This is a genomic window from Paraburkholderia sp. GV068, from assembly GCF_003058125.1.
GTDB classification, from domain to species: Bacteria; Pseudomonadota; Gammaproteobacteria; order Burkholderiales; family Burkholderiaceae; genus Paraburkholderia; species Paraburkholderia graminis.
In genome coordinates this window covers 68,556-80,374 of sequence record NZ_QBUB01000014.1, presented here as the reverse complement: position 1 = coordinate 80,374, position 11,819 = coordinate 68,556, and the positions used below count along the sequence as shown (strand labels likewise).

Genomic DNA, 11,819 nt, shown 5'->3' with positions numbered 1-11,819 from the left:
GCGAACAAAACCTCGCGCCGCTGCGCCGAACCGCGTTCTGCTGCACTATTGCCCTTCCGACAGTCTCCCTCTGCGTACATCATGGACTCCTTCTACAAGTATCACGTCTTCTTTTGCCTGAATCAGCGCGAGCCGGGCGCGGAGCGGCCGAGTTGCGCGAATTGCAACGCGCAGGCCATGCAGGAGCACGCAAAAAAGCGCGTCAAGAAACTCGGCCTCGCGGGGCCCGGCCAGGTGCGCATCAACAAGGCCGGCTGTCTCGACCGCTGCGAGCTGGGTCCGACGCTCGTGGTCTATCCGGAGGGCGTCTGGTACACGTACGTGGATGAAAGCGACATCGACGAAATCGTGGACTCCCATCTCGCGAACGGCAAAATCGTAGAGCGTCTGAAGATCGATCAATAAGCGCCGCCATGAACGTACACACCAAGAAGTATCTGATCGACGGCCCGGTCGGCAAGATCGAGGTCGCGCTGGACCTGCCCGACGAAGCGCGCGAAAACGGCGCCGCGCCGCGCGGCATTGCGCTCGTCGCCCATCCGCATCCGCTCTTCGGCGGAACGATGGACAACAAGGTCGCGCAGACGCTCGCGCGCACGCTCGTCCAGTTGAACTACGTGACGTATCGCTCGAATTTTCGCGGCGTCGGGCAAACGCAAGGTGAACACGACGCCGGCATCGGCGAGCGCGACGATCTGCGCGCCGTGCTCGATCACATGCGCGCGCAGCCGGGACACGAAGACCTGCCGCTCGTGCTGGCGGGTTTCTCATTCGGCACGTTCGTGCTGTCGCACGTGGCCGCGAAGCTGCGCGACGAAGGCCAGCAAATCGAGCGCATGGTGTTCGTCGGCACCGCGGCGAGCCGCTGGGAAGTCGCGCCGGTGCCGGAAAACACGCTGCTGATTCACGGCGAAACCGACGATACCGTTCCCATTCAATCGGTTTACGACTGGGCGCGGCCGCAGGAATTGCCGGTCGTCGTGATTCCGGGCGCGGAGCATTTCCTGCATCGCAAGCTGCACATTCTGAAGCGGATCATCGTCGACGCATGGCGTTGATGCGGCGGGCGCCGCGCGTTTTCCGGGGTACAGGTACGCGAAAACGCACAATTAATCGCCTGCCACTACGCGAAGTTACCCGAGCAGCGCGCGTATAATGGGCGCTCTTTTTTGGGCGCAGCACGGCTTGTGCGGCAGTTCGCGCGACGCGTAGCTTCTTTTCACGCGCGCAGCGGTGCCGCCTGCAAGTGTGCTGCGCGAACCGATCGCGTGGCCGGAAGTCCAATGGGCGCCCGCGCCGTTACGCTTGATGTTGTTGCGGCCCGACGCTCGCCGACCGGCTCTTCCCACTCTGCGCCCTGCGCGTTGTATTTTTCTGCACGAACCGACCTTATGCGTTTTTCGACCTCCGGCCGCCTGTCTTTCCCCTCTGTTGCATCCTTTGTTCCTTCCACGCCAGCCCGCGCATTCGCGCTCGGCGTCGTGCTGCCCGCAACGCTCGTGGCCAGCACCGCGTTCGCGCAAGTGCCGCCGCCGGCGGTGAACGCGCGCTCATGGGTGCTCGTCGACGCGACCAGCAATCAGGTGCTCGCGTCGGGCAATCCCGACGAACGCGTGGAACCCGCTTCGCTCACGAAGCTGATGACCGCGTATCTCGTCTTCGAAGCATTGCAGACGAAAAAGATCACGATGGACCAGACGGTGACGCCGGGCGAAGCAGTGCGCCGCGTGCGCACGGACGAATCGCGCATGTTCATCGAGGCGAACAAGCCCGTCACTGTGCACGATCTGGTGTACGGCATGATCGTGCAGTCGGGCAACGACGCAGCCATCGCGCTGGCCGAACTGGTCGGCGGCAGCGAGTCGCAGTTCGTCAACATGATGAACACCGAGGCGCAGCGCCTCGGCATGAAGCACACGCATTTCGCCGACGTGAACGGCATGCCCGACCCGCAGCACTACACGACCGCGGGCGACCTCGCGGTGCTGTCGGCGCGTCTGATTCGCGACTTCCCTGACTACTACAACATCTTCTCAGTCAAGGATTTCACGTACAACAAGATCAAGCAGCCGAACCGCAATCGTCTCTTGTGGATCGACCCGACAGTGGACGGCCTGAAGACCGGCCACACGCAGGCCGCCGGCTACTGCCTCATCGCAAGCGCGAAACGTTCGCTGCCGGGCACGCCGGACGCATCGCGCCGGCTCGTCTCCGTGATGATGGGCGAGACCAAGGAACACGACCGCGTGCAGGACAGCCTGAAGATGCTGAACTACGGCTACTCCGCGTACGACACGGCGCGCCTCTACAAGGCGAATCAGGTGGTCGGCACGCCGCGCGTCTACAAGGGTGCGCAGGATACGGTGCAGATCGGCGTGAAGAGCGATCAGTACATCACCGTGCCGAAGGGCATGGCCGACAAGGTCAAGCCGCAGATCGAGCAGATCGATCCGCTGATCGCGCCGATCGCCAACGGTCAGCAGGTCGGCACCGCCAAGCTGGTTGCCGACGGCAAGGTGCTCGCGCAATTCCCGGTGGTCGCATTGCAGGCCGTGCCGCAGGCCGGCGTGGTGGGCCGCGTGTGGGATTCGCTGATGCTCATGTTCAACAAGAAAAAGTAAAGACCTGACTGCGATGACCGCTCTTCCCGATGTTTCGCTCGAACCGATCGTTTATCTGAACGGCGAAGTGGTGCCGTTGTCCGAAGCGCGCGTGCCGGTTCTCGACCGCGGCTTTATTTTCGGCGACGGCATTTACGAAGTCGCGCCGCTGTATGCGCGCGCGAGCGGCCGCTTGGCGTTCCGCTTCGAGCATCACCTGGCGCGCCTTGCGCGTTCGCTCGAGAAGATCGGCGTCGCCAATCCGTTGGACAATGCCGGCTGGCGCGCGCTGATCGAGCGCGTGACCGCGGCGAACGAAGCCGAGGCCGGCCTCGCCGCCGACCAGGACGCGATTGCGTACATCCAGATCACGCGCGGCGTCGCGAAGCGCGCTCACGCGTTTCCCGCAGGCATCCAGCCGACGGTGTTCGTGATGGTCACGCCGCTCACTCTGCCGGGCGCAGCACAGCGCGCGGCGGGCGTGCGCTGCGTGAGCGCCGAGGATCGCCGCTGGCTTCATTGCGACATCAAGTCCGTGTCGCTCCTCGGCAATGTGCTGATGGCGCAATACGCGGCCGAAAACGATGCGCTCGAAACCATCCAGTTCCGCGATGGCGTGCTGACCGAAGGGTCGTCGTCGAATGTGTGGGTGGTGAAGAATGGCGTGCTGGCCGCGCCGCCGCGCAGCCACAAGATTCTCGAAGGCATCCGTTATGGGCTGATCGAGGAACTCGCGGCGCAATGCGGCATTCGCTTCGAAGTGCGCGAGATCGCCGAAGCCGAGGTGCGCGCCGCGGACGAAATCCTGATCAGTTCCGCGACCAAGGAAGTGCTGCCCGTCACGCAGCTCGACGGCAAGCCGGTCGGCGACGGCAAGCCGGGCGCGGTGTTTGCGGCGCTGTATGCGGCGTATCAGCGAGCCAAGGCAGAACAGGCGTGAGCGGCAAGGAGCAAGCCATGAATCCGGCGGAAGAATCACTTATTGAGTATCCGTGCGATTTCCCGATCAAGATCATGGGTAAATCGCATCCCGAGTTCGCCGAGACGATCGTCTCGGTGGTCCGGCAGTTCGATAGCGAAGTCGACGCATCGCGCGTCGAAACGCGTCCGTCGAGCGGCGGCAACTACACCGGACTGACGGTGACCGTGCGTGCGATCAGCCGCACGCAGCTTGACGACATTTATCGCGCGCTGACCGGACATCCGATGGTCAAGGTGGTGCTTTAACTTTTACGCGCCGGTTTGTGCCGCGTTAGGGCGCGACGCGCAATGCGTTCGCGTTCGCCGTCCCGCCGGTGCTTGTTGCGTTTGCGGCATCTTCAGCGCTCTTGCTTGCGACACGCGCCGCCGGCCCGGCCTCGCAGACCTGGTCGAAAAGCAGCTTGAACCGCCCCACCTCCCCGAACACCCAGTCCCGGAACGCCTTCACCCTCGCTGTTTCCAGCATCTGCGGCGTGCAGATGAAGTAGTACTGCCACGGGCTCGGCCCATCCACATCGAAAAGCCGCACGAGGCGGCCCGCGGCGATCTCGTGCATCGCCAGCGAGCGGCGTGTGAGCGCGATGCCCTGACCGTCGATAGCCGCCTGCAACAGATTCGACGAATCCTGATACAGCACGCCGCGTTTCGGCTCCGGCCAGTCCGTGAGCCCGGCGGCGTCGAACCACGGACGCCACAGTTCGTCGTCGGAACGCAGCAGCGGCAGATTGGCCAGATCGGCCGGCGTTTTGGGCAGCTTCCCGCCGTTGAAATTCGGCGCGCAAGCCGGGAAGAAGATTTCCTCCAGCAGCAGCTCGGAATACAGGCCCGCATATTTGCCGTAGCCGAAACGGATTGCCACGTCGACGTCGTCGCGCGCGAAGTCCGTCAACGCGTTGGTGGACAGCAGTTCCAGGTCCCACTGCGGATGCGCCTCGATAAAGCTGCCGATGCGCGGCGTCACCCAGCGCGCGGCAAACGACGACAGCATCGACACCACCAGCCGCCGTTCGCGGTCGCCGGCGCGAATTTCGCGCGTGGCGTCGGACAGCGCGGTGAGCGCCGTGCGCACGTGGCTGGCGTAGCGCCTGCCGGTTTCGGTGAGCCGCACGCGCTTGCCGTCGCGCGCAAAGAGCGACACGCCAAGCTCGGCCTCGAGCGCCCGGATCTGATGGCTGACCGCGCCGTGGGTGACGAAAAGCTCGTCCGCGGCGCGCGAAAAGCTTTCGTGGCGGGCGGCCGCTTCAAAGGCCTTGATCGCATTCAGTGGTGGAAGATGGCGCAGCTCCATCGCAATTTTTCTCACATAGAGGTGAAAATTGATCGTTTTGCGTAAGCCCTTGCTACGCCTACGATTGTAGCCATGAAACGACTTTTGGCGAGGGCATCATGCGAGAAATATCCTCTAGCATCGCGTATGAAATTCATAGCGGCGAAACGCTGCCCCTGAAGGTGGCGCGCAGCACCAAGCTGGTCGTGCGTGGCGGCGCGGTGTGGGTGACGCGCAGCGACGATACCGAAGACTACTGGCTGCAACCCGGCCACACGCTCAGGTTGCGGCGCGGCGAACGGCTGTGGCTGAGCGCCGAGGGCACGCCCCGCGCGACGGTCGCGTTTTCGGTGCCGACGCGTTGCGACGAGCGCGCGCTGAACTGGTTTGCGCGCATCGGCGAGCGCCTCGCGGCGCGGATGCGCGGAGGCTGGCGCACCGTTTGACGGCGGACGCCGCGGCGCGTCCGCGGCGACGCCGGGCGGGCATTGCCGTATTTCGGTAAACTGCCGGGATCATGTCCGCCTCTCCGGTTTCTTCATCTCTATTGCCCGCCGCGGCGCCGCTCACGCTGCGCTGGCGCGGCAACGAACTCTACGAAGCCAGTTTCGAAGCGATGCGCGCGTTCACCGACGCGCGCACCGCCGACACGTCCGACGAAATCTGGCTGGTCGAACATCCGCCCGTCTTCACGCTTGGCCAGGCCGGCGATCCCGCGCACCTGCTGGCTGCCGACAGCGGCATCCCGCTCGTGAGAGTGGACCGCGGCGGCCAGATCACGTATCACGGCCCAGGCCAGGTGGTGGCCTATCTGCTGCTCGATCTGCGGCGCCGCAAACTGATGGTTCGCGAGATGGTCACGCGGATCGAGCAGGCCGTGATCGACACCCTTGCGGCGTATAATCTCGCCGGAGAACGCAAGGCGGGCGCGCCCGGCATTTATGTCGCGCCCGGGCCGCAGGCCGGCTTGCATGCCGGCGCGAAGATTGCCGCGCTGGGCCTCAAAATCCGCAACGGCTGCAGCTATCACGGCGTCAGCCTGAACGTGAAAATGGATTTACGGCCGTTTCTGGCCATCAACCCTTGCGGCTACGCGGGGCTCGAAACAGTCGACATGGCAACGCTCGGCGTTGTGGCCGGCTGGGACGACGTGGCCCGCACCCTTGCAGCACGCCTCACCGCAAACCTCGACGGCAGTCCCGCGGCCGTCGACCAACCGCAGGCCGGTGCGCTCACCGCCTGACTGGATCGAACGAATGACTGACGTTACCGCGAACCTCGCAGCTTCTCCCGCGCCCGAAGGCGTGCCGGCATCCGCCGCTGCTTACGACGCCACGGCGAAGCAGAAAGCTCAAGCCAAAACCGCCCGTATTCCCATCAAGATTGTTCCGATTGAAAAGCTCAAGAAGCCGGACTGGATTCGCGTCAAAGCGGCAACCGGCAACTCGCGCTTCTACGAAATCAAGCAGATCTTGCGCGAGCACAATTTGCATACGGTGTGCGAGGAAGCGAGCTGCCCGAATATCGGCGAATGCTTCGGCAAGGGCACCGCGACCTTCATGATCATGGGCGACAAGTGCACGCGGCGCTGCCCGTTCTGCGACGTCGGACACGGCCGTCCCGATCCGCTCGATGCTGAAGAACCGGCGAACCTGGCGCGCACCATCGCCGCGTTGAAGCTCAAGTACGTCGTGATCACCAGCGTGGATCGCGACGATCTGCGCGACGGCGGCGCGGCGCACTTCGTGGAATGTATCCGTCAGACGCGCGAGCTGTCGCCTGACACGCGCATCGAAATTTTGACACCGGATTTCCGTGGACGTCTGGACCGCGCGCTCGGCATTCTGAACGCCGCTCCGCCCGACGTGATGAATCACAACCTCGAGACCGTGCCGCGTCTGTATAAGGAAGCCCGGCCGGGTTCGGACTACGCGCATTCGCTGAAGCTGCTCAAGGACTTCAAGGCACTGCATCCGGACGTCGCAACCAAGTCAGGTCTGATGGTGGGCCTCGGCGAAACCGAAGAAGAGATCTTGCAAGTCATGCGCGATCTGCGCGAGCACGACGTGGACATGCTCACCATCGGTCAGTATTTGCAGCCTTCCGAACACCATCTGCCGGTGCGTTCTTATGTGCACCCGGATACCTTTAAGATGTACGAGGAAGAGGCGTACAAGATGGGCTTCACGCACGCAGCAGTGGGCGCGATGGTGCGCTCCAGCTACCACGCCGATTTGCAGGCGCATGGAGCCGGCGTGGTGTAAGCGCCTCGCGCTTTGCTCCGCCGGTTTGAAGAATGCCCGCACATGTTGCGGGCATTTTTATTCGCGGTAGGCAAAATGCAACATGCGAAACGCCGACCCGCGAGCGCGGCGACTGCGGCGCGCTACCGGTAGTACCGCGCGAGCAACATGCAAACGGATGCGAGCGTGCCGCCGACTATCGAAAACGGGATCGTGAATGCGATAAAGCGGTCGCGCACAGCCGGATTTTCGATGACGTAGTCGATGAGATTGGGCATGTGAGTTCTCCGGTAAGCGTGAGCAAAAAGTATATCTGATCACGTTAAATTTAGTTAGGTTAACGAATAATGAGATGCGGCGAACGACGCGGCGACCACAGCGGTCATGACGAGTGACGGCCACATCAGCGTTCCTTCCTGCTTGCCGTCACGGCGCCGATAGCCAGGGCGGCGTGTGGAATCCGCCGCGCCGAACGAAACCAGAATCGACGCGACGACGATAAAGCCGACGTACCACAACAAGCCCGCCAGCATCAGCGCAAGTGTGCCGCGAGTGGGGGCGTCGCCTAGCGCGCATCCTATCTCGTAGCAGGCGCTTGCGCACATCGAAATGACGACCCATAAGAGCTGTCCGTCGCGTATCGATCGGACGGCAATTCCCTTCGACGTCTGTCGATACGAACGCGAGAAACTGAGAAGCGGCAGCAGCGCAATCGGACCCAGCGCGGGCACGCCGATATTGAAAAAGAGCCAGCTCGAGCGGCTAAGAAATTCGATCATGAAAGAGGTCAGGCGATGGAGATGCACGCATCATCCCGAACGCATCCTACAAGCGTCAATCAGCCGAATGGCCAGCTTGTTTTAAGGCATCGCAATCGCGCATCATGTGTGGAAGCCGGCGCACTGAGCGTTCGAGCAGCGGCTCGCAACCAACGCAACGTGAAAAGCAATGCTCGAACAGCGTGATTTGCAATCGCGGATTTGTTAGAACCGCATAAGGGCAAACTCCCTATAGTCGAAAGCCTCCCAGACAACATCCGCTACAAGGGGCTTTTGATGAACTGTCTCCGCCGTCCGCTCGCCGCGTTTGCGACGCTGCTCGCCCTGTCCGCGCTGTTCGCTTCCACCGCGCGCGCCGACGCCAAAGAAGTCGTGATTGCGTATCAGGACATGGTGGTGCCGTGGCGCTACGCGCAGGCAACGGGTGAAGTCGAAAAGGCGACGGGCTACAAGGTCACGTATCGCAAACTCGGCAGCGGCGCCGACGTGATTCGCGCGCTCGCCTCAGGCTCGGTGCAACTGGGCGAGGCCGGATCGAGCCCGATCGCGGCGGGCTTGTCGCAAGGTGTCGACATTTCGTTGTTCTGGATTCTGGACAACATCAACGACGCCGAAGCGCTCGTCGCGCGCGACGGCTCGAACGTCGCGAGCATCGCCGCACTGAAGGGCAAGAAAATCGGCGTGCCGTTCGTGTCGACATCGCATTTTCATACGCTCGTGGCGCTGCAAAGCGCGGGCGTGAATCCGTCGGATGTGAAGATCGTCAATCTCCGTCCGCCTGAAGTCGCGGCCGCGTGGGAGCGTGGCGACATCGACGCAACGTATATCTGGGACCCGGTGCTCGCGAAGGTCAAGAAGAACGGCAAGGTGCTCATTACTTCGGGCCAGATCGCGCAGCAAACCGGCAAGGCGACGTTCGACGGATTCGTCGTCGATCGCAAGTTCGCGAAGGACAACGCGGAGTTCGTGGCGCGCTTCGTGAAGGTGCTGGCCGCCAACGACGCGAGTTATCGCGATCACACATCGGCGTGGACCGCGGCCTCGCCGCAAGTCCAGGCCGTCGCCAAAGAGTCCGGCGCGAACGCGCAGGAAGTGCCGGCGAGCCTCGCGCTCTATGCGTTCCCGACGCCGGCGCAGCAGGCGTCGAATGCGTGGCTTGGCGGCGGCGCGCAATCGGGCGCGGCGAAGTCGCTTGCGGCAACGGCTGCGTTCCTGAAAACGCAGGGCACGATTCAGAACGTGCTGGCCGATTATTCGGCTGGCGTCGATCCGCGGTTCGTGCAGCGCGCGGCGCAATGACCGCCGCATGAGGCTTCACGTGAGCATGACGAGGTCCGCCGATGAGCGCTCTTGAAATCCGCCGATTGCGCGTCGCCTACGAAGGCGCGCGCGGCGCGGCGCCGCAACTCGCGCTCGACGACGTCGATCTGCATATCGAAAGCGGCGAGTTCGTCGTTGCATTGGGCGCGTCCGGTTGCGGCAAGACGACCTTGCTGAACTGCATCGCCGGCTTCGTTTCGCCGACGCAAGGCGAGGTGCGGTTAAACGGCGAGCGCGTCGTCGGACCCGGCGTGGATCGAGGCGTGGTCTTTCAGAAGTACGCGCTGATGCCGTGGCTTGACGTGCTCGACAACGTCGCGCTCGGTCTGCGTTTTCAGCGCGTGCCGAAGGCGGAGCGCGAGCGCGTCGCGCGTGACATGCTTGCGTTGGTCGGGCTCGAGAAGCACGCGCATTCGCGCGTTCACGCGCTCTCCGGCGGCATGCAGCAGCGCGTGGGCATTGCTCGCGCGCTGGCGAGCGATCCGCAAGTGCTGCTGATGGACGAACCGATGGGCGCGCTCGACGCCATGACGCGCGAGTCGATGCAGGAACTCGTGCTGGACGTGTGGGGGCGCACGCACAAGACGGTGTTCTTCATCACGCACAGCGTCGAGGAAGCGCTTTTTCTCGCGACGCGTCTTGTCGTGATGACGCCGGGTCCCGGCCGCATCGCCGAGAGCTACGAGTTGCCGTTCGCGCGGCGCTTTCTGAAGACGCGCGATGCGCGCGCGGTCAAGTCGTCGGCGGAATTCATCGAATGGCGCGAGCGGCTGGTGCGGCACCTGCATCGGCGCAACGAGGAAGAGGTGAGTCTATGACGGCTTCGCGCGACTCATTGGCCGATGTGCGGCTGGCCGACGCCGCGCAAGGCGAGCGGCGTCGAACGCGGCCGCCGAAAGCCTGGCGTCTGCCGGGCGAAGGGCCGACTGCCGCGCTTAGCGCGGCGTCGGTGGCGGGGCTCGCGGCGCTCTGGTGGGTGGCCACGCATCTGCACTGGCTGCCTCCGCTCTTTCTGCCGACACCGGAAGCCGTGTGGGCGGCTTTCGTCGATGCATCGCGCGGACACATTCAGGGCGGCTTGCCGCTCGCGCAGCATCTCGCGTGGAGTGCGCTGCGCGTGTTCGGCGCGTTCGCACTGGCTGCGCTTACCGCGGTGCCGGTCGGCATTCTGATGGGCGTGAGCCGCGTCGCGCGCGGTCTGCTCGATCCGCCGCTCGAGTTTTATCGACCGCTTCCTCCACTCGCTTATTTGCCGCTGGTCGTGATCTGGTTTGGTATCGACGAAACGGCGAAGATCGTCGTCATCTATCTTGCCTGCTTCGCACCGATCGCGATGGCGGCGCGCGCCGGCGTGCGCAGTGCGACGACCGAGCAGATTCATGCGGCGTATTCGCTCGGCGGCAGCTTCGGTCAGGTCGTGCGTCACGTTGTATTGCCGGCTGCGCTGCCGGAGATTCTGACCGGTCTGCGGATTGCAATCGGCTTCGGCTGGACGACGCTGGTTGCCGCCGAAATGGTCGCGGCCACCGCCGGGCTCGGTCAGATGGTGCTCAACGCGTCGAGCTTTCTGCGCACCGATGTCGTGGTGATGGGCATCGTGCTGATCGGCTTGATCGCGTGGGTGTTCGACCTGGGCATGCGCGCGCTTGAGCGGTGGCTCGTGCCGTGGAAGGGCCGGGCTTAACAACCCCGCATATGCGTTGAACGGCGCGCCACCGCGTGCGCTATGCAAAAAGCTCAATCACCGGCCAACCCCGCTCGTTCGCGATCGCACGCAAGCGCGCATCGGGATTCGTCGCGACAGGATGCGTGACGCGTTCGAGCAACGGAACGTCGTTGATCGAATCGCTATAAAACCAGCTTTGCGGAAAGTCCTGCAAACAGTGACCGAGCGACGCCAGCCAGTTCTCGGTGCGTGTGATTTTGCCTTCGCGGAAAGTCGGAATGCCGACCGACGCGCCCGTGAAGCGCGCGAGCGGATCGCCGCCCTCGGTGCCAAGCTCGATTCCAAGCAGATGCTCGAAGCCGAGCGCCTTGCCGATCGGCGCGGTCACGAACACATTCGTCGCGGTGACGATGCAGCACAGATCGCCCGCGTCCCTGTGACGTTGCACGAGCTCGCGCGCGGCCGGCAGGATGGCGGGCGCGATCACCTCCTGCATGAAGCGCGCGTGCCAAAGGTCGAGTTGCTCGCGCGAATGGCGAGCGAGCGGCGCCAGCGTGCGCTCCAGATAGGCCGCCATGTCGAGCGTGCCGGCCACGTATTGCCGGTAATACTCGTCGATGTCCTGCGCATGCCGCGCCGCGCCTTCTATTCCGAGTCCGGCGACAAAGTGCGCCCATGCCTGATCGCTGTCGAGCGGCAGCAGCGTATGGTCCAGGTCGAACAGCGCGAGATTGCGGCTCATCCGGTTGTCCTCGTCATCAGGTGGCCAAAGCGTTAGCGGCATACGGTTGATATGAGCACGACGTGCGCAGCAAAAAGCGGCCACGCCGCGCTCGACATCGTTGCGCGAGCGTATATTTAAAAGCACAAAATTACAATAAGGCAAAAATGTGCAACACTACTGTCATACGCCCCGGATGCCGTGCGCGGCATGCGGTTCCGGTTACGGCAGCAGAGAACGAG

At 63.6% G+C, this 11,819-nt stretch carries 15 protein-coding genes; 11 read left to right on the top strand and 4 right to left on the bottom strand.

Translation table 11 applies throughout. The annotated features are described in order from the left end of the window. Positions 1-81 precede the first annotated feature (81 nt). From C8K18_RS25395 to C8K18_RS25375, 5 genes are all read left to right on the top strand, one after another. Positions 82-405, top strand: a complete 324-nt coding sequence (locus C8K18_RS25395; RefSeq protein WP_006048118.1) for a ferredoxin — start codon at positions 82-84, stop codon at positions 403-405. An 8-nt stretch (positions 406-413) separates the two neighbouring features. Next, complete coding sequence (locus C8K18_RS25390) at positions 414-1,058, top strand: alpha/beta hydrolase (RefSeq protein ID WP_006048117.1); 645 nt, start codon at positions 414-416, stop codon at positions 1,056-1,058. 333 nt (positions 1,059-1,391) lie between these two features. After that, on the top strand, positions 1,392-2,621 hold the full coding sequence (locus C8K18_RS25385; RefSeq protein ID WP_006048116.1) for a D-alanyl-D-alanine carboxypeptidase family protein: 1,230 nt from the start codon (positions 1,392-1,394) through the stop codon (positions 2,619-2,621). Positions 2,622-2,634: 13 nt separating this feature from the next. Beyond that, entirely contained in the window at positions 2,635-3,540 is a 906-nt protein-coding gene (locus C8K18_RS25380; RefSeq protein ID WP_107709267.1) for a D-amino acid aminotransferase, read from the top strand. A 17-nt stretch (positions 3,541-3,557) separates the two neighbouring features. Further along, positions 3,558-3,827 (top strand): DUF493 family protein, encoded by a 270-nt coding sequence (locus C8K18_RS25375; protein ID WP_006048114.1) that lies wholly within the window; start codon positions 3,558-3,560, stop codon positions 3,825-3,827. Between the two features lie 25 nt (positions 3,828-3,852). Here the strand turns inward: C8K18_RS25375 and C8K18_RS25370 are convergent, their stop codons facing one another. Next, positions 3,853-4,869 carry a transcriptional regulator GcvA gene (locus C8K18_RS25370; RefSeq protein ID WP_006048113.1) on the bottom strand — a complete coding sequence of 339 codons (1,017 nt, stop codon included), beginning with the start codon at positions 4,867-4,869 and terminating at the stop codon, positions 3,853-3,855. 98 nt (positions 4,870-4,967) lie between these two features. On the opposite strand from C8K18_RS25370, the gene C8K18_RS25365 reads away from it, so the two are divergent. From C8K18_RS25365 to lipA, 3 genes are all read left to right on the top strand, one after another. Further along, a complete protein-coding gene (locus C8K18_RS25365; RefSeq protein WP_029969638.1) occupies positions 4,968-5,294 on the top strand; it encodes a DUF2917 domain-containing protein in 327 nt (108 codons plus the stop codon). A 71-nt stretch (positions 5,295-5,365) separates the two neighbouring features. Then, positions 5,366-6,091 (top strand): lipoyl(octanoyl) transferase LipB, encoded by a 726-nt coding sequence (gene lipB, locus C8K18_RS25360; RefSeq protein WP_107709269.1) that lies wholly within the window; start codon positions 5,366-5,368, stop codon positions 6,089-6,091. A gap of 13 nt (positions 6,092-6,104) precedes the next feature. After that, positions 6,105-7,112 (top strand): lipoyl synthase, encoded by a 1,008-nt coding sequence (lipA, locus tag C8K18_RS25355; protein ID WP_107709271.1) that lies wholly within the window; start codon positions 6,105-6,107, stop codon positions 7,110-7,112. Between the two features lie 122 nt (positions 7,113-7,234). Here lipA and C8K18_RS33835 read toward each other — a convergent pair whose 3' ends face one another. Both C8K18_RS33835 and C8K18_RS25350 read right to left on the bottom strand, forming a co-directional pair. Next, positions 7,235-7,369: a hypothetical protein gene (locus C8K18_RS33835; RefSeq protein ID WP_006048109.1), complete on the bottom strand. Its 135-nt coding sequence runs from the start codon at positions 7,367-7,369 to the stop codon at positions 7,235-7,237. A 54-nt stretch (positions 7,370-7,423) separates the two neighbouring features. Further along, positions 7,424-7,870, bottom strand: coding sequence for a hypothetical protein (locus tag C8K18_RS25350; RefSeq protein ID WP_006048108.1), 447 nt, complete (start codon positions 7,868-7,870; stop codon positions 7,424-7,426). 276 nt (positions 7,871-8,146) lie between these two features. Between C8K18_RS25350 and tauA the strand changes: the two genes are divergently transcribed. The 3 genes from tauA to C8K18_RS25335 are packed head-to-tail and all read left to right on the top strand — an operon-like array spanning position 8,147 to position 10,874. Next, positions 8,147-9,169, top strand: a complete 1,023-nt coding sequence (tauA, locus tag C8K18_RS25345; protein WP_107709356.1) for a taurine ABC transporter substrate-binding protein — start codon at positions 8,147-8,149, stop codon at positions 9,167-9,169. Positions 9,170-9,210: 41 nt separating this feature from the next. Next, on the top strand, positions 9,211-10,008 hold the full coding sequence (locus tag C8K18_RS25340) for a taurine ABC transporter ATP-binding protein (protein ID WP_107709273.1): 798 nt from the start codon (positions 9,211-9,213) through the stop codon (positions 10,006-10,008). Further along, a complete protein-coding gene (locus C8K18_RS25335; RefSeq protein ID WP_006048105.1) occupies positions 10,005-10,874 on the top strand; it encodes an ABC transporter permease subunit in 870 nt (289 codons plus the stop codon). Before C8K18_RS25340 ends, C8K18_RS25335 begins: the two co-directional genes overlap by 4 nt. Positions 10,875-10,914: 40 nt before the next feature. Here C8K18_RS25335 and C8K18_RS25330 read toward each other — a convergent pair whose 3' ends face one another. Next, on the bottom strand, positions 10,915-11,598 hold the full coding sequence (locus tag C8K18_RS25330; protein ID WP_006048104.1) for an HAD family phosphatase: 684 nt from the start codon (positions 11,596-11,598) through the stop codon (positions 10,915-10,917). Positions 11,599-11,819 lie beyond the last annotated feature (221 nt).

Excerpts from the sequence above, each read along its gene's own strand:
- lipB (WP_107709269.1), top strand. The coding sequence starts at position 5,366 with ATGTCCGCCTCTCCGGTTTCTTCATCTCTATTGCCCGCCGCGGCGCCG.
- C8K18_RS25330 (WP_006048104.1), bottom strand. The coding sequence starts at position 11,598 with ATGAGCCGCAATCTCGCGCTGTTCGACCTGGACCATACGCTGCTGCCG.
- C8K18_RS25380 (WP_107709267.1), top strand. The coding sequence starts at position 2,635 with ATGACCGCTCTTCCCGATGTTTCGCTCGAACCGATCGTTTATCTGAAC.
- lipA (WP_107709271.1), top strand. The coding sequence starts at position 6,105 with ATGACTGACGTTACCGCGAACCTCGCAGCTTCTCCCGCGCCCGAAGGC.
- C8K18_RS25375 (WP_006048114.1), top strand. The coding sequence starts at position 3,558 with ATGAATCCGGCGGAAGAATCACTTATTGAGTATCCGTGCGATTTCCCG.
- C8K18_RS25390 (WP_006048117.1), top strand. The coding sequence starts at position 414 with ATGAACGTACACACCAAGAAGTATCTGATCGACGGCCCGGTCGGCAAG.
- C8K18_RS25395 (WP_006048118.1), top strand. The coding sequence starts at position 82 with ATGGACTCCTTCTACAAGTATCACGTCTTCTTTTGCCTGAATCAGCGC.
- C8K18_RS25385 (WP_006048116.1), top strand. The coding sequence starts at position 1,392 with ATGCGTTTTTCGACCTCCGGCCGCCTGTCTTTCCCCTCTGTTGCATCC.
- C8K18_RS25370 (WP_006048113.1), bottom strand. The coding sequence starts at position 4,869 with ATGGAGCTGCGCCATCTTCCACCACTGAATGCGATCAAGGCCTTTGAA.
- C8K18_RS33835 (WP_006048109.1), bottom strand. The coding sequence starts at position 7,369 with ATGCCCAATCTCATCGACTACGTCATCGAAAATCCGGCTGTGCGCGAC.
- C8K18_RS25350 (WP_006048108.1), bottom strand. The coding sequence starts at position 7,870 with ATGATCGAATTTCTTAGCCGCTCGAGCTGGCTCTTTTTCAATATCGGC.
- C8K18_RS25365 (WP_029969638.1), top strand. The coding sequence starts at position 4,968 with ATGCGAGAAATATCCTCTAGCATCGCGTATGAAATTCATAGCGGCGAA.
- C8K18_RS25340 (WP_107709273.1), top strand. The coding sequence starts at position 9,211 with ATGAGCGCTCTTGAAATCCGCCGATTGCGCGTCGCCTACGAAGGCGCG.
- C8K18_RS25335 (WP_006048105.1), top strand. The coding sequence starts at position 10,005 with ATGACGGCTTCGCGCGACTCATTGGCCGATGTGCGGCTGGCCGACGCC.
- tauA (WP_107709356.1), top strand. The coding sequence starts at position 8,147 with ATGAACTGTCTCCGCCGTCCGCTCGCCGCGTTTGCGACGCTGCTCGCC.